General features: G+C 63.0%; 16 protein-coding genes and 1 pseudogene. 8 read left to right on the top strand and 9 right to left on the bottom strand.

All coding sequences use genetic code 11. From position 1 onward, the window contains the following. Position 1 precedes the first annotated feature (1 nt). The 4 genes and pseudogenes from H3Z74_RS11700 to H3Z74_RS11685 all read right to left on the bottom strand — a co-directional run bounded on the left by H3Z74_RS11700 (position 2) and on the right by H3Z74_RS11685 (position 5,379). A complete protein-coding gene (locus H3Z74_RS11700) occupies positions 2–1,159 on the bottom strand; it encodes an isovaleryl-CoA dehydrogenase (RefSeq protein ID WP_187764040.1) in 1,158 nt (385 codons plus the stop codon). Continuing rightward, entirely contained in the window at positions 1,156–1,452 is a 297-nt protein-coding gene (locus H3Z74_RS11695) for a CBU_0592 family membrane protein (RefSeq protein WP_187764039.1), read from the bottom strand. Before H3Z74_RS11695 ends, H3Z74_RS11700 begins: the two co-directional genes overlap by 4 nt. Then, a pseudogene (gene acnA / locus H3Z74_RS11690) lies at positions 1,449–4,122 on the bottom strand (aconitate hydratase AcnA). Before acnA ends, H3Z74_RS11695 begins: the two are co-directional and overlap by 4 nt. Positions 4,123–4,386: 264 nt before the next feature. After that, positions 4,387–5,379 carry a hypothetical protein gene (locus H3Z74_RS11685; protein ID WP_187764038.1) on the bottom strand — a complete coding sequence of 331 codons (993 nt, stop codon included), beginning with the start codon at positions 5,377–5,379 and terminating at the stop codon, positions 4,387–4,389. Positions 5,380–6,093: 714 nt separating this feature from the next. Between H3Z74_RS11685 and H3Z74_RS11680 the strand changes: the two genes are divergently transcribed. Continuing rightward, the gene (locus tag H3Z74_RS11680) at positions 6,094–6,630 is read left to right on the top strand and encodes a superoxide dismutase family protein (RefSeq protein ID WP_187764037.1); all 537 of its coding nucleotides are present in this window, start codon (positions 6,094–6,096) and stop codon (positions 6,628–6,630) included. Here H3Z74_RS11680 and thpR read toward each other — a convergent pair. After that, entirely contained in the window at positions 6,623–7,180 is a 558-nt protein-coding gene (thpR, locus tag H3Z74_RS11675; RefSeq protein ID WP_187764036.1) for an RNA 2',3'-cyclic phosphodiesterase, read from the bottom strand. The two genes, H3Z74_RS11680 and thpR, sit on opposite strands and share 8 nt — an antisense overlap. Before the next feature lie 119 nt (positions 7,181–7,299). On the opposite strand from thpR, the gene H3Z74_RS11670 reads away from it, so the two are divergent. The 4 genes from H3Z74_RS11670 to H3Z74_RS11655 all read left to right on the top strand — a co-directional run bounded on the left by H3Z74_RS11670 (position 7,300) and on the right by H3Z74_RS11655 (position 10,146). Then, entirely contained in the window at positions 7,300–8,034 is a 735-nt protein-coding gene (locus tag H3Z74_RS11670; protein WP_187764035.1) for a Bax inhibitor-1/YccA family protein, read from the top strand. 170 nt (positions 8,035–8,204) lie between these two features. Continuing rightward, positions 8,205–9,011: a transglutaminase-like domain-containing protein gene (locus H3Z74_RS11665; protein ID WP_187764034.1), complete on the top strand. Its 807-nt coding sequence runs from the start codon at positions 8,205–8,207 to the stop codon at positions 9,009–9,011. Between the two features lie 37 nt (positions 9,012–9,048). After that, a complete protein-coding gene (locus H3Z74_RS11660) occupies positions 9,049–9,372 on the top strand; it encodes a hypothetical protein (protein ID WP_187764033.1) in 324 nt (107 codons plus the stop codon). Positions 9,373–9,594: 222 nt separating this feature from the next. Then, positions 9,595–10,146, top strand: a complete 552-nt coding sequence (locus tag H3Z74_RS11655) for a hypothetical protein (protein WP_187764032.1) — start codon at positions 9,595–9,597, stop codon at positions 10,144–10,146. A gap of 68 nt (positions 10,147–10,214) precedes the next feature. Here H3Z74_RS11655 and H3Z74_RS11650 read toward each other — a convergent pair whose 3' ends face one another. Further along, positions 10,215–10,943, bottom strand: coding sequence for an extensin-like domain-containing protein (locus H3Z74_RS11650; RefSeq protein WP_187764031.1), 729 nt, complete (start codon positions 10,941–10,943; stop codon positions 10,215–10,217). A gap of 15 nt (positions 10,944–10,958) precedes the next feature. After that, positions 10,959–11,732, bottom strand: a complete 774-nt coding sequence (locus H3Z74_RS11645) for an NUDIX hydrolase (RefSeq protein WP_187764030.1) — start codon at positions 11,730–11,732, stop codon at positions 10,959–10,961. A gap of 77 nt (positions 11,733–11,809) precedes the next feature. On the opposite strand from H3Z74_RS11645, the gene H3Z74_RS11640 reads away from it, so the two are divergent. The 3 genes from H3Z74_RS11640 to H3Z74_RS11630 all read left to right on the top strand — a co-directional run bounded on the left by H3Z74_RS11640 (position 11,810) and on the right by H3Z74_RS11630 (position 16,043). Then, positions 11,810–13,135, top strand: coding sequence for a M20/M25/M40 family metallo-hydrolase (locus tag H3Z74_RS11640; RefSeq protein WP_187764029.1), 1,326 nt, complete (start codon positions 11,810–11,812; stop codon positions 13,133–13,135). Next, on the top strand, positions 13,132–14,826 hold the full coding sequence (locus tag H3Z74_RS11635; protein ID WP_187764028.1) for an MFS transporter: 1,695 nt from the start codon (positions 13,132–13,134) through the stop codon (positions 14,824–14,826). The genes H3Z74_RS11640 and H3Z74_RS11635 overlap by 4 nt, the downstream gene beginning before the upstream one ends. A gap of 350 nt (positions 14,827–15,176) precedes the next feature. Next, entirely contained in the window at positions 15,177–16,043 is an 867-nt protein-coding gene (locus H3Z74_RS11630) for an SGNH/GDSL hydrolase family protein (RefSeq protein WP_187764027.1), read from the top strand. Between the two features lie 60 nt (positions 16,044–16,103). Here the strand turns inward: H3Z74_RS11630 and H3Z74_RS11625 are convergent, their stop codons facing one another. Together H3Z74_RS11625 and H3Z74_RS11620 are read right to left on the bottom strand one after the other, a co-directional pair. After that, on the bottom strand, positions 16,104–16,409 hold the full coding sequence (locus H3Z74_RS11625) for a hypothetical protein (RefSeq protein WP_187764026.1): 306 nt from the start codon (positions 16,407–16,409) through the stop codon (positions 16,104–16,106). Between the two features lie 58 nt (positions 16,410–16,467). Next, entirely contained in the window at positions 16,468–18,039 is a 1,572-nt protein-coding gene (locus H3Z74_RS11620) for a DHA2 family efflux MFS transporter permease subunit (RefSeq protein WP_187764025.1), read from the bottom strand. Positions 18,040–18,067 lie beyond the last annotated feature (28 nt).

The following is an 18,067-nucleotide window of genomic DNA, read 5'->3' as shown; positions in this document are numbered from 1 at the left end:
ATCAGGCGCCGATCAGTTCGCGCCCGATCAGGAAGCGGCGGATTTCATTGGTACCTGCACCGATATCGTAGAGCTTGGCGTCGCGCAGGAAGCGCTCGACCGGCCATTCCCTGGTATAGCCGGCACCGCCGAGCGCCTGAATTGCCTCAAGCGAGGTCTTCACCGCATTTTCGGACGCCAGCAGGATCGCACCGGCCGCGTCGAAACGCGTGGTCTTGCCCGCATCGCAGGCACGCGCGACGGCATAGACATAGGCGCGGGCGGAATTGAGCGCGACATACATGTCGGCGACCTTGGCCTGCATCAGCTGAAAGCTGCCGATCGGCGTGCCGAACTGTTTCCGCTCGCGGACGTACGGCAGCACGACGTCGAGGCACGCCTGCATGATGCCGATCGGTCCGCCGGCAAGCACGGTGCGCTCATAATCGAGCCCCGACATCAGCACGCCGACACCGCCATTGACCGGGCCCATGACATTCTCGGCCGGGACTTCGCAATCCTCGAACACCAGCTCGGCGGTATCGGAGCCGCGCATGCCCATTTTGTCGAGCTTCTTCGAGACCGAAAAACCGGGCATGCCCTTTTCGATCAGGAATGCGGTGATGCCGCGCGGGCCGGCCTCGCCATCGGTCTTGGCATAGACCACCAAAGTGTCGGCCTCGGTCGAGTTGGTGATCCAGAATTTGGTGCCGTTGAGCAGATAGCGATCATTGCCCTGCAAGGTCGCCTTGAGCTTCATCGAGACGACGTCGGAGCCGGAACCGGCCTCCGACATGGCGAGGCTGCCGACATGTTCGCCGGAGATGAGCTTGGGGAGGTATTTCGCTTTTTGCTCGTCATTGCCCCAGCGGCGGATCTGGTTGACGCACAAATTGGAGTGCGCGCCATAGCTGAGCCCGATCGAGGCGGAGGCGCGGCTGACTTCCTCCATCGCGATGACATGTTCGAGATAGCCAAGGCCAAGGCCGCCCCATTCTTCCTCGACGGTGATGCCGTGCAGGCCGAGTTCGCCCATTTCCGGCCAGAGCGAACGGTCGAACTTGTTGTTCTCATCGATCTCTGCGGCGCGCGGTGCGATCCGGTCGGTCGCGAACCGCTCGGTCGTGTCGCGGATCATGTCGGCATTTTCGCCCAGGTTGAAATCCAGGGTCATGCTCATTGTCGCTCTCCAGAACTTGGTTGACCGGAACCCGGTTGGAGCTTCGTCCTACCCGCCGATCTGGCGATGCGCCACAGCGCCACTATGCCGATCAGCAGCCATAATATGTTCAACACGGTCGAAGGCAGCGCGCCATGCCAGCCGCTGTTGACGATGAAACAGGCCGCGCCGACCAGATTCATCCATTGGAATACGGCGGACTGGCCGGTCAGCCGGCCCGCCGAGACCATCAGATAGGCGACGAGAATAAGGATGGCGCCGGTCCATCCCACAATCTCGATCGCGATTATCAAGCGGCGAGGTTCCGCAGTACATATTGCAGGATGCCGCCGTGGAGGAAATATTCCAGCTCGTTGACGGTATCGATGCGGCAGCGGGTCATGAAGGTTTCGACCGTGCCGTCGGCGCGGGTCAGGGTGACCTCGACATCCTGGCGCGGGCGGATTTCGGCGACCTTCATGATGGTGAAGCTTTCCGAACCGTCGAGCTTCAGTGTTTGCCGCGTCACGCCTTCGGCGAATTGCAGCGGCAACACGCCCATTCCGACCAGGTTGGAGCGGTGGATACGCTCGAAGCTTTCGGTGATGACTGCGCGCACGCCGAGCAGGTTGGTGCCCTTGGCCGCCCAGTCGCGCGACGATCCGGTGCCATATTCCTTGCCGGCGATGACGACGAGCGGCACGCCGTCCGCCTTGAAGCGCATCGCCGCGTCATAGATCGGCATGACTTCGCCCTTGTACGACGACATGCCGCCTTCGATGCCGGGGACCATTTCGTTCTTGATGCGGATATTGGCGAAGGTGCCGCGCATCATCACTTCATGGTTGCCGCGGCGCGCGCCATAGCTGTTGAAGTCGGCCTTGCTGACCTGATGTTCCTGCAAATAGGTGCCGGCGGGCGAATCCGCCTTGATGCTGCCGGCGGGCGAGATGTGGTCGGTGGTGATCGAATCGCCGAGGATGGCGAGCGGCCGCGCCTCGATGATGTCCTGAACCGGGGCCGGGGTCATCGTCATGCCGTCGAAATAGGGCGGGTTGGCGACATAGGTCGACCCGGCGCGCCACTGATAGGTGTCGGAGCCGGTCACGTCGATCGCCTGCCACTTCGCATCGCCGGTGAAGACATGGGCGTAGCGCGACTGGAACATGCTGCGGTCGATATTGGCGTCCATCACGGCGCGGACTTCGGCGTTCGAGGGCCAGATGTCCTTGAGGTAGACGTCAGTGCCGTCGGTCGCCTGGCCGATCGGGGTGGTGGTGAAATCCTCGGTCACGGTGCCCTTCAGCGCATAGGCGACGACCAGCGGCGGCGAGGCGAGGAAGTTGGCGCGCACGTCGGGCGAGACGCGGCCTTCGAAGTTGCGGTTGCCCGACAGGACCGAGGCGGCGACGATGTCATTCTCGTTGATTGCGGCGGAGATCGGCGCGGCGAGCGGGCCGGAATTGCCGATGCAGGTGGTGCAGCCATAGCCGACCAGGTTGAAGCCGACCGCGTTGAGATCAGTGGTCAGGCCGGCCTTGTCGAGATAGTCGGTGACGACCTGCGACCCCGGTGCGAGCGAGGTCTTCACCCAGGGCTTGGGCTTCAGGCCGAAGGCATTGGCCTTGCGTGCGACCAGGCCGGCGGCGACCAGCACTGACGGGTTCGACGTGTTGGTGCAGCTGGTGATCGCGGCGATGACCACGTCGCCGTCGCCGATATCGTGATCGCGGCCCTCGACCGGAACGCGCTTGGCCGAACCGTGATTATAGACCTTGGCGAGGTCGGCGTTGAACGTGTCGTCGACCTCGGTGAGGATGACCTTGTCCTGCGGGCGCTTCGGCCCGGCGAGCGACGGTACGACATTGGCCATGTCGAGTTCGAGCGTGTCGGTGAACACGGGGTCGGGCATGTCGGCGAGGCGCCACATGCCCTGTGCGCGGGCATAGGCCTCAGTCAGGGCGATCTGTTCATCGGTGCGGCCGGTCAGGCGCATATAGTCGAGCGTCGCATCGTCGACCGGGAAGAAGCCGCACGTCGCGCCATATTCGGGCGCCATATTGGCGATCGTCGCACGGTCGGCGAGGCTGAGCGCGTCGAGGCCGGGGCCGAAGAATTCGACGAAGCGCCCCACCACACCCTTGGCGCGAAGCATCTGCGTGACGGTCAGCACCAGGTCGGTGGCGGTGATGCCCTCGGCCAGCTCGCCGATCAGCTTGAAGCCGACCACTTCCGGGATGAGCATCGATACCGGCTGGCCAAGCATGGCGGCTTCGGCCTCGATCCCGCCGACGCCCCAGCCGAGTACGCCGAGGCCATTGACCATGGTGGTATGGCTGTCGGTGCCGACACAGGTGTCGGGATAGGCGATATTGCTGCCGTCGGGCGCCACCGAGGACCAGATTGCCTGAGCGATATTCTCCAGATTGACCTGGTGGCAGATGCCGGTGCCGGGGGGGGACGACCTTGAAATTGTCGAGCGCCTTCGATCCCCATTTGAGGAATTCATAACGCTCATTGTTGCGCTGATATTCCAGCTCGACATTGTCCTCGAACGCCTGGGGCGTGCCGAATTCGTCGACCATGACCGAGTGGTCGATGACGAGATGGACCGGGACAAGCGGGTTGATCTTGGCCGCGTCGCCGCCAAGCTTGGTGATTGCGTCGCGCATCGCCGCCAGGTCGACCACGCAAGGCACACCGGTGAAATCCTGCATCAGCACGCGCGCGGGGCGATACTGGATTTCGCGGTCGGAGCGGCGCTCCTGCTGCCAGTCGATGATCGCCTGGACATCGTCGGTGGTGACGGTCTTGCCATCCTCGAAACGCAGCATGTTCTCGAGCAGGACCTTCATCGAGAAGGGAAGCCGCGAGATGTCGCCATATTTCGCCGCCGCGGTGGCGAGCGAATAATAGTCGTAGGACGTGCCGTTCACGTCGAGCGTGGTGCGGGCGGAGAGTGTGTCCTGGCCGATGGCGGTCATGTGGCGGAGTATCCTTCCATTAAGTGCGCGTACCGGAGCGCGGCGGGGAGGCGGGAAACCCGCGCGGGCGCGCTTGCGGCATGTGCGGATGCCTAGAGTCGGGCGGGCTTTAGCAAGGGGGTGCGGGTTGGGGAAGGGCGCGCGGGCGATGGCGGCCATGGGCATGGATGCCATGGGCGGCCTGTCGGTGACGGCCGGATATTCTTGAACGCATGGAGTCAGGCGTGGGCGGGTACGAGAGACAGTCTCGACCCGCCGCGTGCTTCAATCTTCATTATCGCCAAATCTCGGCAGCAACCGTGAGCGTTCTTCGCCTAGCACCGATTTGACCAGTTGGCCGAGCTCGGTGTTCCCGAGCAACCAGGAAAAATCCTCATTGGTTTCGGAAAAACGAGACGGCAGATTATCCCACGCCTCTTTGATACGGTGATCGGATAGCGATTTGGCCGGGATGACGAGCACTGAGGATTCGTAGACGTTACGATCACTATTGACGCCGATCATGAATCCCATGAAAAATTGCGGGGCTCGCTGGATTTCTTCGCGCAGTACCAGAAGTTCCAACCCTTCATGCCCTTCGATTTGCATGGCGGCATATACATTGCGAATGGATCGCAGAACAAACCCATGAGATTTGGTAAACGCCTTTGATCGCTGTTGATGACGGTGGGTTATGGATAGGTATGTAGTGAGGTCCTTTACATGCGATTTGACCGATAGCTCGGATTTCATAAATTCGTGACTGTTTATGGTCGATTTGCGAAGCACATAATGGTTTCCGACGAGTTTGCTCGACAATTCCCTCATGTCGCGCCCGGAGACATTAAGCCAACGCTGTGTCCCAATCGCGTAAGGGGCCAGCACCTCGTCAATCGTCGCCATATCCTCGTCGGCCAGGCGCTTCAGATGTAACGCATCACGATTGGCAAGAAAGACCTTGTGCACATCGGGGTGAAAGCGGTGATAGTCACCAACAATATAGTCATATAGAGCTTCAAGTGTTGTGTTTGTCTTGTTGATCCTATGAGCATCTGGTGTTCCGAGTCTGCTCACGGAATTGAGGAATTGGCGGATCGTATCCGATCCTACAGTCATTCTGGTTACGACTTCGATTCGCCGCGAAAGCCAGACAAAAGTATGTTTCGGTCCATTTCCGCGTGGGCTGTCCAACTGGGCGCGAATAATGGCTCCGACAGCGAGCGCGACTTCCGTTACATCGGGAAGGGCGCGCATATTCATTTTATAGAAGCTGGACATATCGGATCTCCCGAAAAGCCCGCCGCCCATCGGGCGACGAGCTTCCTTGATCAGGCAATCACCCCGGAAAGAGCGGCTGCCAGGAAAGTAAACGAGAAGAATATGGCGGCTGTTGTCACCAATGTGGATTGAAGAATGCTCCAGCCAGGCTTGCGGTACATGACATCTCTCCTTTTGCTATCGGCGCCGAGAGCCTGTTTGGCTTCTTCGGCAGAGCCTAATTGGTCTGCCAATTTCGGAAGAAGCGCAATGGGAGGGCCGGGTATAAATCCGGTGCAAAACCGGATAGATTTCGCTCTTATCGGACTAAATTCCGCGCACATAATATCATTACGACGGCGGCAGTTTTGACGCATCAATTGTACAACAGGAGGGGCGATTATGGTAAAAACTGCGCCGACTGAATTGGGTGTGGCTCAAAAATCATAGATTAGACCGGTTGAGAGAGAAAATACCGCAGATACATCCGGAACTCGACCACGGTGCCCGGCCGTACGAGCCGAAAGAAACACGGGCGGATCGGTACAGCGTCCTTTCAGAGGAGGTGATCGTGCGGCCTCGGGGTGCCGAGCTTGCGAGCCGGAATAGAGCCCACGGTATTTCGGTTTTTGCAAGGGAACCCTTGCCCCTGGAAACGGTTCGCCCAATAGACTGGGGCCAATGCAATTTCCCCGATGCAATTTCATCGCTGCTGAGGCCACACGGAGACACGATATGCGGACGATTCTGATCGGTACGGCGGCGCTGGCGATCCTTGGGCTGGCTGGCTGCAAGGAAAAGGCCTTGGAAACCGGTGCGCCGGTCGCGGGCGGTGCACGTGCGGTCGCGACGCTCAAGACTGCGGCGGGTGCCGAGGTCGGCCGGGTCACCGCCAGCGAGGTGGCCGGCGGCCTGCGCTTCACGATCGATGCGAAAGCCATGCCGTCGGGCACGCACGGCGCGCATGTCCATACGACCGGGCTGTGCGAAGGACCGGACTTCGCCAGCGCGGGCGGACATTGGAACCCGACGGGCATGAAGCATGGTTCGATGAACCCGCAGGGTCCGCATGAGGGCGACCTGCCCAATCTGATCATCGGCACCGATGGACGCGGGACACTCGGCATCACCATCCCGGGCGCGACCATGGCCGGCCTGCTGGATGGCGATGGCTCGGCGCTGGTCGTCCATGCCGCCGCCGACGACCTGATGACCGATCCGTCGGGGAACAGCGGCGCGCGGATCGCTTGCGGGGTGTTCGGGGCTAGCTGAGTGCTGCCTCGTCGAGCGGCCACCGGCCGACCGGCTCGTAACGCGCGCCGTCGCTGTCGAGATGGCTTTCGTAGAGAATGATATGGTCGGCCCGGAAAGGCTCGCTGCTCAGCGCGGCATGCGCGGCGAGCCATTGGGCGGTCTCGACTTGCTGGCCGGCACGCTTCGACAAGCGTGCGAGTGTGATGTGCGGGCGATAGGCGCGACCTTCCGGTGGCAGGCCGAGGCGGACCAGCGCATGATCGATCTTGCGATGCAGTGCCCCCAGGGGCTCATGCGGTACAACTCCGGCCCATAGGCTGTCATTGCCGCTCTGCGGATCGAACTGGCCGACCCTGGACAAATGCAGATCAAGCGCCGGAGACCGCACGCTTCCCAGCATGATGGCGATATCCTCGGCCATATGGCGATCGACCTTGCCGATATAGCGCAGGGTCAGATGTAGCTGCTCATCATCCTGCCAGCGCGCCTCCGGCACGCCGTCCATGATGTCGGCCAGAGTATCGCGGATCGCAGGCGGCGGGCGGAGTGCGACGAACAATCGATGCATCGCGCCGCTTTAGCCTGTGTCATACGGCCAACGCCAACCGCTTTTGCTTGAAAAGCGGGGCCGGAGCGGCGATATTCAACCTATCCGGCATCAAGTCGGGCATCAGGAGTTTATTCGACATGGCTAATTGGTCTGACCCCCAGCCGAACGCCGCGCCTTTCGCGACGGCGGGCGCGCGTACGGAAGCGTACGACGCGGGTCTCCGCGCCTATATGCTGTCCGTCTATAATTACATGACCTCGGGCATCCTGCTCACCGGCGTCATCGCGATGCTGTTCGCATCCTCGGGCTATGCCGAAGCGGTGTTTCTGAACCCGGGCATCCTGAAATATGTCATCATGTTCGCACCACTCGGATTCGTCCTGTTCATGAGCTTCGGCCAGGGCCGGATGTCGTTCGGCACGCTCCAGGCGATGTTCTGGGGCTTTGCGATCGCCATGGGCCTGTCGCTCTCGACCATCTTCCTGCGCTACACCGACACCTCGATTGCCCAGGCATTCTTCGCCACGGCAGCGGGCTTTGCCGGGCTGTCGCTGTACGGGTACACCACCAAGCGCGACCTGTCGGCGTTCGGCACCTTCCTGATCATGGGCCTGGTCGGGCTGATCGTCGCGATGATCCTGAACTTCTTCTTCCAGTCGCCGGTCATGGCGCTGATCATCAGCATCGTTGGTGTGCTGATCTTCGCTGGCCTGACGGCTTATGACACGCAGAAAACGAAGAGCATGTACGCCCATGTGGCGGGCACTGCCGATGAAGGCCGTGTGGTCATCATGTCGGCGTTGAGCCTGTATCTCGACTTCATCAACATGTTCCTGTTCCTGCTGCGCATCTTCGGTTCCAGCCGGAACTGAGGCGCGGCGCAGCGAGAAAATCCGGCCCGGCGGGGAAACCTGCCGGGCCTTTTTCTTTGCGCTGCGGAGACGAAGTTGAGCGAAGTCATGTTCCTGCAGGAACAAGCGCCTATGGCGAGGGGATTCGCCATGTCGCCGCCATGTCGGCCGCGACGATCATAGGAACATCGATGCGCCTCTCGATCGACGTCTTGCTGGATTATTTCGTCGACGACAGCGCGGAAGTGCTGCTGCAGATCGAGGCGGCGGCCATGGCCGATCAGCGGCTCGAACAGCAGGATCTGCGGGTTTATTGCGATAACCCGCTCCGCGCGATGAGCGGCGAGGAGGGGATCGGGCAGCGAACATGGGCGCGCGCCTCGGGCTCGTTTCAGGCCGAATATCGCGCGGTGGTGGCGATCGATCGCGCACCTGTCGATTTGTCGAGCTTGCCGCCGACCGCCATGGCCGAGCTGCCGGCGGAGGCGATTCCCTATCTCCTGCCCAGCCGTTATTGCGAGTCCGACCATTTCGAAGGTTTCGTTCAGAGCGAATTCGCCGGGCTGGAGGGCGGGGCGCTGGCCTCGGCGATCGGAGACTGGGTGCGCGAAAACCTGACCTATGCCTCGGGGTCGAGCAGTGGCGTGACCACCGCGATGATGACCTTTGCCGACCGGCGCGGGGTGTGCCGCGACTATGCGCATCTGCTGGTCACGCTGGCGCGCGCCGGGGGCATCCCGGCACGCTGCGTGTCGGCCTATGCGCCCGGCGTCGATCCACCCGATTTTCACGCGGTGGCCGAGCTCTGGCTGGCTGGCGGATGGCACCTGATCGATGCGACCGGCATGGCAAAATGCGGTGAAATCGCACGTGTGGCGGTGGGGCGCGACGCGACCGACATCGCCTTCATGACGGTGTTCGGCACGGCGACGATGTACAGACAGGTCGTGAAAGTCACTCGGCTGGACGACGCGGTACGGAACGGGGGCGTGGGCTGATCGTTCTACTAGCGGAACAGCCGAGAGAGGATTGGCCATGACCGAGGACAGCAAGACGATCGACCCGAAGGCGCTCGACAGCCTGTCGGTCGCCCCGCCCGACCCCGAGACGGATTCGGACCCGCATGAGAATGATCAGATCCATCACCCGCGCCAGAATGCCGGGCAGGATGAATCGATCATGAAACGGCTGGAAAAGGATCCGGAGAATGAGGATGCGAGGCTTGACGCCGCGCTGGATGAATCGATGGATGCATCCGATCCGCCGGCCTCGACTCAGCCGGTGCATAACGTCGCGCCGCCGGCGTCGTCCGGGTTCGATGCCGAAGCAGAGGAAAAGATTCAAGCCGACAGGAAATAACCCCGCCGCTCCGCGCATGCGGGAAGAATCCGGGAAAAATGTTGCGTAACTGTCGCACTCGGCGATGTTTTTGATCGCAGAGAACCGTTCGTCGCAACCTTTGTTGCGTCGCAGCAAGAACTATGATTCCATGCTTAACGCCGGACGACAGGGCGTTAAGCATGGCGTTAACCATCTTGGCGCATAGTTCATCCGGTCCAACAATGCGGGCGGGGTGACGACATGGCTTCGAGAATGAAACCAGCCAACGGCGCAATGACACTGGCTGAGATGAAGGAATTTGCCGGGTTCAGTTCGGCGACGCAGCGCTATGTGCGCCGTTCGCTCGATATCGGGCTCGATCGCGACGATGCGATGGCGCGCTGGTCGCGCGACGTGGTCGAAGCGGCGAGTATCCGGGCGCAGGCGCGTCTCTATGAGCGGCTTCCCGATATTCGCGCGATGGTCCCCGATGATAGCGGCCTTGACGCGGTCGAGCCTTTCCTCGCGCCGCTGATGACGGTCACCGCATTCGATCTGGGGCAGGGACGGCTGACGACCTTTTCGGCCTATCGTTTCCTGTATGAACGGCTGATCAGCGCCGACGTGCGCCCCTGGCTGCCGGCAGCGTTCTGCTCGGCGGCGGCGTTGCCGCACCTCCATCCCGATCTGCGGCGCAAATTGCTGCAGTCGATCAGCGAAGCGGCAGCCACGGCATCGGGCTGGTCGAACCGGGCGCCGGCCTTCTTCCCCAAATGGGTCGAGAAGGTCGATATGGCAGCGCTGCCGCACTGACCCGATGTTCGTCCCCAGCGAAGAAGCCCGGCCTTAACCGCCGGGCTTTTTTGTACCGGCGCCGCGGCTCATCGGCACGTGCGCCAGCTCAGCGTGCCGCGCTCCGCTTCGTCGAGATGCAGATGATCATGATGCGCCGCGTTGTATTCCGGCGACAGCGTGGTCGAGAACAGCCGGCACGCACCATTGCGCACGCTGCGCAGGAAGGTGCCCTTGTCGCCATTGTCCGCCCAGTCGCCGATTATCGTGATCTTCGTCCCATCCTCCAGCGTGAAGCCGGCAATATCGATCGCGTCAGCGGTGGCGTGCTCGCTCAATGGCCCGGTCGCACGGCCATAGATGTTGCGGCAATTATAGCTGCCGAGATGGTCGATGCTTGCCACGCGCTGCCCGAAATAGCGCCGCGCGGCGGGCTGGACGACAGTCCATTCCCACACCGACAGCGCGGCAGCGATCGGGCAGGAGGTACCGGTCGTGGCGGGCGCGTAGCTGGCAAGCCGTGAGCCGCCCGGCGCGAAGCGGACGCCGTCGGCATAGCCGCATCGCCCGGCGTTGACCGGCGGCATCAGCGTGTAGCTGACCCCCGCCTGGTCGAGCAGCGCACGGCATTTGGGAAAATCCCGCGTCAGCGCAGCCAGCTTGGTCCCGGTGAACATGCCGACCGGCTGGCCGAGGTCGAGCGGTGTCCAGGGCAGGTCCTGCGGCCGTCCGCGCAGCGCGGCGAACAGGGCGAGAAAGATCGCCAGTGCAATTGCCGCCACGACGCCCGCGGCGGCGATGCGGCGCAGGCTATTCATCCTCGCCCGATCTCATCACCCACGCATTGCGCTTGCGATTGCTTCCGACGCGACCGGATAGCCGATATCGGACGGGATACAGAGAAACTCCGCGCCGTCGCGCTCCTCGATCCAGGGCGTGACGGTCCTGATCGGATGCCGGATCGTATCGTCGACCGCATCGGCAAAGTCGCGATATTGTGCCAGTCGTTCGAGGTTGCGGCGCGTCGGAAAAATGATCCGCACATCGCCTGCGTCGGCATCGTCGAGCACCTGCCGCGCCGTCGTCCAGAGCAGCCGGACATTTTCGGTCGCATCGACCTGCGGCAGCGGCGCGTCGGCGGGCAAGCGAGCGAGATAGAAACGCGTGTCGAAGATCCGCATATGCGCATGACGTGGCAGCCAGCGCGCGAACGGGACGAGCGAAGAGGGATCGAGCGACAGGCCGGCATCGGCCAGCGCCTCGCCGAAGGAGGTGCCGCCGTGCAGCGCTGCACGTAGTGCGGCAAGTGTTGCTGGCGTGGGCGCGGGAGTCAGGCCGATCGGCATCGCCACTTCCTCGATCGTCTCGCGGATCGCGGCGACGCGCGCGGCCATATCCTCGGCATCGCCACCAAGGACCGTCGCCAGCGAATGGTCGCCGGGGTCGATCCGCCCGCCCGGAAAGACCAAGGCGCCCGCCGCGAATACCATCGCCTTGGCGCGTTCGACCATCAGCAATTCGGGCGGCCCGTCCGGCATGTCACGGAACAGCACCAGCGTGGCGGCGGGGATCGCGTCGGGAAACTCTTCGGGAAACGCATCGCTCATGGGGTCACCCTAATATCGCGCCGACCGCGGTGATAGTTCCTTGGCAGGCGCATCCGAATGCCGCTAGTCTTTCGTCCATGACCCATACCGCTCTTCGCGCGCTGCTCGGCGTTGCCCTTCTCGCCCCCAGCTTCGTTCTGGTCCCCACCGCCGCCGATGCCAAGCTGAGCACGGCCGAAGTGCGCATGGCGAAAACGGTCGATGCCGAATATGAGCGCTCGGTCGCGTTGCTGCAGAAGCTGGTCGATCAGAATAGCGGCACGATGAACTTCGCCGGGGTCGATCTGGTCGGCAGGATGATGCGCGCCGAACTCGAACCGCTGGGCTTCACGGTGGAATGGAAGCCCCAGACCGCGGCCAACCGCGCCGGGCACCTGATCGCCACCAAGAAGGGCAGAGCGGGCGCGAAGAAGCTGCTGTTGATCGGCCATCTCGACACAGTGTTCGAAAAGGATTCGCCGTTCCAGAAATTCACCCGCAAGGGCGAAGAAGCGGAAGGCCCCGGTGCCGGCGATGACAAGGGCGGGATGGTCGTGATGCTCGCCGCGCTGCGCGCAATGCAGGCGGCGGGGACGCTGAAGGACGCCGAGGTCGAGATCATGCTGTCGGGTGATGAAGAGGATGCCGGCGACCCGATCGAGGTGGCTCGTGCGGACCTGATCGCAGCAGGCAAGCGCGCCGATGTGGCGCTCGATTTCGAAGGGCTGTCGATCGAGGACGGCAAGGACATGGGATCGATCGCACGGCGCTCGTCCAACAGCTGGACGATCACCACGACCGGGAAGACCGGCCATTCCTCGCTGATCTTCTCGAGCGAATATGGCGATGGCGCGATCAACGAAATGACACGCATCCTGGCCGCGTTCCGCAAGGAATTGCCCGAGCCGAACCTGACCTTCAACACCGGCATCATCGCTGGCGGGTCGAGTGCTGCGCTCGATGCCGATGCGGTGCGCGCGACGGCGGCGGGCAAGGGCAATATCATTCCCCAGACGGCGGTCGCGCGTGGCGATTTCCGCACTTTGTCGCCCGAACAGACCGACCGCGTCCGCGCCAAGATGCAGGCGATCGTTGCGGCGCATGCGCCGGGCACCGATGCGAAGATCAGCTTCGATCCGGGCAGCTATCCGGCCATGGCGCCGACGCCCGGCAACAAGGCACTGCTCGATGCGCTGAACGCAGTGAACAAGGATATGGGGCTCGAGCCGATGGCGGCCCTCGATCCGCTGAAGCGTGGCGCCGGCGACATCTCGTTTGTCGCGAGTGACGTCGACGGGCTGGTCGGTCTCGGCACCAGCAGCCGCGGCGACCATGCACCGGGCGAGACGGTCGATCTCGACAGCATCCGGCGCCAGGCCAAGCGCGCTGCGATCCTGATGACCCGGCTCTCCGCGGCGAAATGACCACTGACGTGACCGCCGCCTTGCCGCAGCACCACGCGGCAACCCAGAGCGAGAAGCTCGTCATCGCCGCATCGTCGCTTGGCACGGTGTTCGAATGGTACGATTTCTACCTCTACGGCCTGCTCGCGACGATCATCACCGCGCAATTCTTCTCCGGCGTGAACGAGACCACCGGCTTCATCTTCGCACTCGCGGCGTTCGCGGCGGGCTTCGCGGTGCGGCCGTTCGGGGCATTGCTGTTCGGGCGGATCGGCGATCTGGTCGGACGCAAGAATACGTTCCTCGTCACCATGGGCATCATGGGCCTGTCGACCTTCGTCGTCGGCCTGTTGCCCAGCTATGCGGCGATCGGCGTCGCCGCGCCGATCCTGCTCGTCGTGCTGCGCCTGCTGCAGGGCCTGGCGCTGGGCGGCGAATACGGCGGGGCTGCGACCTATGTCGCGGAGCACGCGCCCAACCATCGCCGCGGGCTCTACACCAGCTTCATTCAGACCACCGCGACGCTCGGCCTGTTCGCGGCCCTGCTGGTGGTGATCGGCGTGCGTACTGCAATCGGGGAGGCCGCGTTTGCCGAATGGGGCTGGCGCGTGCCGTTCATCGTCTCGATCGTACTGCTTGGCGTGTCGCTGTGGATCCGCATGCAGCTCGAAGAGAGCCCGGTGTTCCTCAAGATGAAAGCGGAAGGCAAGGGCTCCAAGGCGCCGCTGACCGATGCATTCGCGAAATGGGGTAATCTGCGCATCGTCATCATCGCGCTGGTCGGTGCGGTCGCGGGACAGGCAGTGGTCTGGTACACCGGACAATTCTACGCGCTGTTCTTCCTGGAAAAGATGCTCAAGGTCGATGGAGCGACCGCCAATATCCTGATCGCCATCGCGCTGGCGCTCGGCACGCCCTTCTTCCTGATTTTCGGCTGGCTGTCGGACCGGATCGGGCGCAAGCCGATCATCCTCGCCGGCTGCGCGATTGCCGCGCTGACCTATTTTCCGCTGTTCCACGCGCTGACCAACGCCGCAAATCCTGCACTGGCGGCGGCGCAGGCCAGTGCGCCGGTGACGGTCACCTCCTACAACGATGCCTGTTCGTTTCAGTTCGATCCGATCGGCAAGAACCGTTTCGATGCATCGAGCTGCGATGTCGCCAAATCCTATCTCGCAAAGGCCGGCATTCCCTATGCCGCAGTCAATGGCGCGGATGCCGTGCTGCCGGGCGCGCCGACGCTCGACCGTCACACGGTGATCGCGGTTGGCGGCACAACCCTTGCGATGCCCGACCCGGCGGCGATGGCGCCAGACGAGCGCAAGACGGCAATCGCCAAATTCCAGAGCCAGTTGCAGGAGAAACTGACCGTTGCCGGCTATCCCGCCAAGGCCGATCCGGCACGGATCGACAAGCCGATGGTCGTTGCGATCCTGTTCGCGCTCGTGCTGCTGGTGACCGCCGTTTACGGCCCGATCGCGGCGCTGCTGGTCGAGCTGTTCCCGACCAACATCCGCTATACCTCGATGTCGCTGCCCTATCATATCGGCAATGGCTGGTTCGGCGGCTTCCTGCCGACCACGGCGTTCGCGATGGTCGCGGCGACGGGGGATATCTATTACGGCCTGTGGTACCCGATCGTGGTGGCCGCTTTGACCGTCGTGCTGGGACTATTCCTGTTGCCCGAGACCTTCCGTCGCAGCATCGATTAAAGGCTGCCTGGTCGTGATCGACCTTCGCCTCGCTAGAACAAGTGGCATGGCGACCCGCGTCATCCGGTATGTGTGTGCAGACCTCGCAATCGCTGGAGCATCGGGCATCGCATGGATATCGCACTCATGTCCTGCTTCCGATTGCACTCGGTATGGCTGGATATTTCAACGTGCGCCGCCGTGTGCTGCACAAGAAGTCGTCGCGCTTCCTGTTATGCGCTTTCGAGAATGGCGGTGCTGCGAACGAAGCCCGGCCGGCAGCTGAAGCCGCCGTCCCCCGGGAGTGGACGCGGTAGCTCCCGGCGAAGGTCTGGCGACACGCTGGTTGTCTGATGCTGGGAGATAAGAAGATGTGGCAGACTATCCAACGCTCGATCCTGGTGCTTGGTCTCGGGATCGCCGGCTCCGCCCAGGCCCAGGCCCAGACCGCGCCGCAACCGCCGGTCGGCCTGGTCGACGATCCGTGCATCGGCGCGCCACAGATCACCCCCGGACTGGAACGCTACCGGCAATCGCTGTTCGACCGCTCGCCCGGTGCGAAGATCGTTCCGCCGCCGGCCGCCGAGGTCGAGGCGTACAAGCTCGCCCAGGCCGAACAGGTCAAGCGCGATTGGGCCGGCCTGTGCCGCTATCGCGCTGACAATGCGCGCGTTGCCGCCCGGCCGGCGGCGGAACGGCGTATCGTCTTCATGGGGGATTCGATCACCGAGAACTGGTCCGTCGCGCACCCCGACTTCTTTGCGAACGGCGCGATCAATCGCGGCATCAGCGGCCAGACCACCCCACAGATGCTGGTGCGATTCGAAGCCGATGTCGTCGCGCTTCGGCCCAAGGCGGTACATATCATGGCCGGCACCAACGATCTCGCCGGCAATACCGGCCCGACGACGATGCGGGACATTCAGAACAACATCATCGCTATGATCGCGCTGGCCAAGGCGAACGGCATCCGCGTCTTTCTCGCTTCCACGCCGCCGGCCGGGTCATTCTCCTGGCGTCCGGGCCTCAAGCCGGCGGCGCAGATCATCCAGCTGAACGACTGGCTGCGCGGCTATGCCCGGCGCGTCGGTGCGACCTATCTCGACTATCATGCCGCGCTCGCCACCAGCGATGGCGCGCTGAAACGTGAATTGTCGCCGGACGGCGTGCATCCCAACAATGACGGTTATGCGGTGATGGAGCCAATCACCCGCCGCGCCATTTCATTACTGCGCTAGGCGGAGAGCCGGAGGCCGATTTTCCTTGTTACTTTGGCCCGGATCATCTTCTCCGGCGGTTTATTGGCGATCCCCGGTCGTCGCCACATAAACCAGCTCATAGACATAGGACTTCGCGCCCTTCCTGCTGACCCAGATGCCCTCGGGAGGGAAGTCGGGCTGTTCCGATGATGGAATATCCCAGGCGCGTCCGCTCAGCGCGCCATCCTCCCTGTTCCAGGTCGACCAGCCGAAGCGGGGATCATGAACGATCTCCACCAGCTTGTCGTTTCGTTCGTAGATCGCGGAGGCGCCGGCGCCGGCGCGCCTTTCGAATACATAGACCAGGCTATCCGATTGCCGTCTCAGTTCGAACCGTTCACGCATCGGGAGTACTCCGGCTGGTAACGGCATCCTGCCATCAGCTCGGGGCGATTTCGATCTCTTATCCCTGCTTTGCCGGGCGGCAGAACGGCACCAGCACCAGCGCAGCGATGAATAGCCAGGCCATGATGCGGAACACATCGTTGAACGCGAGCGTCAGCGCCTCGCCGCCGACGACATGGCCGAGCGTCGCCTTGGCCATCAGTAGCGCTCGATCGGGATCCGGGGTGGTCTGGCTGAAACGGGCGGCAAGCCGGGCAACCATCACTGCCGCACCATCGCCGATCGAGCCAAGCGTTTCGGACATGCGCAGCGCATGCAGCCGCGCGCCATCTTGCAGCCAGGTATTGACCAGCGCGATGCCGATCGCACCGCCCAGATTGCGCATCAGGTTGAACAGGCCCGAGGCATAGCGCAGCTCCGGCCCGGCAAAGCCGGTGAGCGCCAGATTCACGCTCGGCACGATGCACAGCATGATCGCGAAACTGCGCACCGCCTGCGGCCAGAACAGGGCGGCGAAGCCCCATTCGGGCGTCATGTACGAAAACAGCCACAGCCCGAGCGCGAACAGGCTCAGGCCGAAAGTGATGACGATGCGCGGATCGACGCGCTGCGACAGGCCGGCGGCGATCGGCACGCCGAGCATCTGCACCACGCCGGCGATGAACACCGTTGTGCCGATCTCCGACGCGTTATAGCCGCGCACCTGGCCGAGGAAGAGCGGCACGAGATAGGTCGCGGAATACAGGCCGAAGCCGATCACCAGGTTGAATACACAGGCGAAGATGAAGGTCGGGCGGCGGAACGGCGACAGGTTGACGATCGGGCTGGGCGAGCGGATCGACCGTTCGAGGAACAGCAGGAACGCGACGAACGAGAACCAGGCACCGGTGGCGATTGCGCTGTCCTCGAACCAGTCGTTGCGTGGACCTTCCTCCAGGACATATTCGAGCCCGCCAAGGAACACCGCCATCGCCGCGAGATGGACCCAGTCGATCCGCTTGAGCATCGACGGATTGGCGCGATCGACGCGGATAAAGGCGATCGCGAGCAGGCACACCAATGTGCCCGGAACGATGTTGATATAGAAGACCCAGCGCCAGCCGAACGCATCGGTGATCCACCCGCCGAGCGTCGGCCCGAGCGTCGGCGCGAGCACCGAGACCATGCCGAGGATCGCCGGGATCATCGCGCGCTGCTTGCCCTCGAACATGGCAAAGCCGGTCGCGAACACGGTCGGCACCATTGCCCCGCCGACGAAGCCCTGCAGCGCGCGGAATGCGATCATCGATTCGATGCTCCACGCCAGGCCACAGAGCGCACTCGCCAGCGTGAACAGCCCGGCCGACAGCGCGAACAGCCAGCGCGTCGACATCGACTGCGCGAGAAAGGCGGCGAACGGGATCATCACCAGCTCGGCCATCAGATAGGCGGTCTGCACCCAGCTGATTTCGTCGGCGCTGGCGGACAGGCCGGCGCGCACCTCGTTCAGCGACGACGCGACGATCTGGATATCGATCAGCGCCATGAACTGGCCGAAGGCCATCACGCCGAAGATCAGGAACTTGATCCGGTCGGGCAGCGCCATCGGGTTGATGGCCGGAGGGGCAGGGGAAGCGGCGGCGTCGGACATGGGCTCTCTTGCGGGACCCCTTGCACGC

The organism is Sphingomonas alpina (assembly GCF_014490665.1).
Lineage (GTDB): Bacteria > Pseudomonadota > Alphaproteobacteria > Sphingomonadales > Sphingomonadaceae > Sphingomonas > Sphingomonas alpina.
The sequence above is the reverse complement of the archived record's forward strand: the minus strand, read 5'-3'. Positions and strand labels throughout refer to the sequence as shown.

Bases quoted from the DNA above. Each gene is read 5' to 3' on its own strand.
- H3Z74_RS11640 (WP_187764029.1), top strand. From the start codon at position 11,810: ATGACCCATACCGCTCTTCGCGCGCTGCTCGGCGTTGCCCTTCTCGCC.
- H3Z74_RS11620 (WP_187764025.1), bottom strand. From the start codon at position 18,039: ATGTCCGACGCCGCCGCTTCCCCTGCCCCTCCGGCCATCAACCCGATG.
- H3Z74_RS11630 (WP_187764027.1), top strand. From the start codon at position 15,177: ATGTGGCAGACTATCCAACGCTCGATCCTGGTGCTTGGTCTCGGGATC.
- H3Z74_RS11660 (WP_187764033.1), top strand. From the start codon at position 9,049: ATGACCGAGGACAGCAAGACGATCGACCCGAAGGCGCTCGACAGCCTG.
- H3Z74_RS11655 (WP_187764032.1), top strand. From the start codon at position 9,595: ATGGCTTCGAGAATGAAACCAGCCAACGGCGCAATGACACTGGCTGAG.
- H3Z74_RS11700 (WP_187764040.1), bottom strand. From the start codon at position 1,159: ATGAGCATGACCCTGGATTTCAACCTGGGCGAAAATGCCGACATGATC.
- H3Z74_RS11645 (WP_187764030.1), bottom strand. From the start codon at position 11,732: ATGAGCGATGCGTTTCCCGAAGAGTTTCCCGACGCGATCCCCGCCGCC.
- H3Z74_RS11650 (WP_187764031.1), bottom strand. From the start codon at position 10,943: ATGAATAGCCTGCGCCGCATCGCCGCCGCGGGCGTCGTGGCGGCAATT.
- H3Z74_RS11680 (WP_187764037.1), top strand. From the start codon at position 6,094: ATGCGGACGATTCTGATCGGTACGGCGGCGCTGGCGATCCTTGGGCTG.
- H3Z74_RS11670 (WP_187764035.1), top strand. From the start codon at position 7,300: ATGGCTAATTGGTCTGACCCCCAGCCGAACGCCGCGCCTTTCGCGACG.
- thpR (WP_187764036.1), bottom strand. From the start codon at position 7,180: ATGCATCGATTGTTCGTCGCACTCCGCCCGCCGCCTGCGATCCGCGAT.
- H3Z74_RS11625 (WP_187764026.1), bottom strand. From the start codon at position 16,409: ATGCGTGAACGGTTCGAACTGAGACGGCAATCGGATAGCCTGGTCTAT.
- H3Z74_RS11665 (WP_187764034.1), top strand. From the start codon at position 8,205: ATGCGCCTCTCGATCGACGTCTTGCTGGATTATTTCGTCGACGACAGC.
- H3Z74_RS11685 (WP_187764038.1), bottom strand. From the start codon at position 5,379: ATGTCCAGCTTCTATAAAATGAATATGCGCGCCCTTCCCGATGTAACG.
- H3Z74_RS11635 (WP_187764028.1), top strand. From the start codon at position 13,132: ATGACCACTGACGTGACCGCCGCCTTGCCGCAGCACCACGCGGCAACC.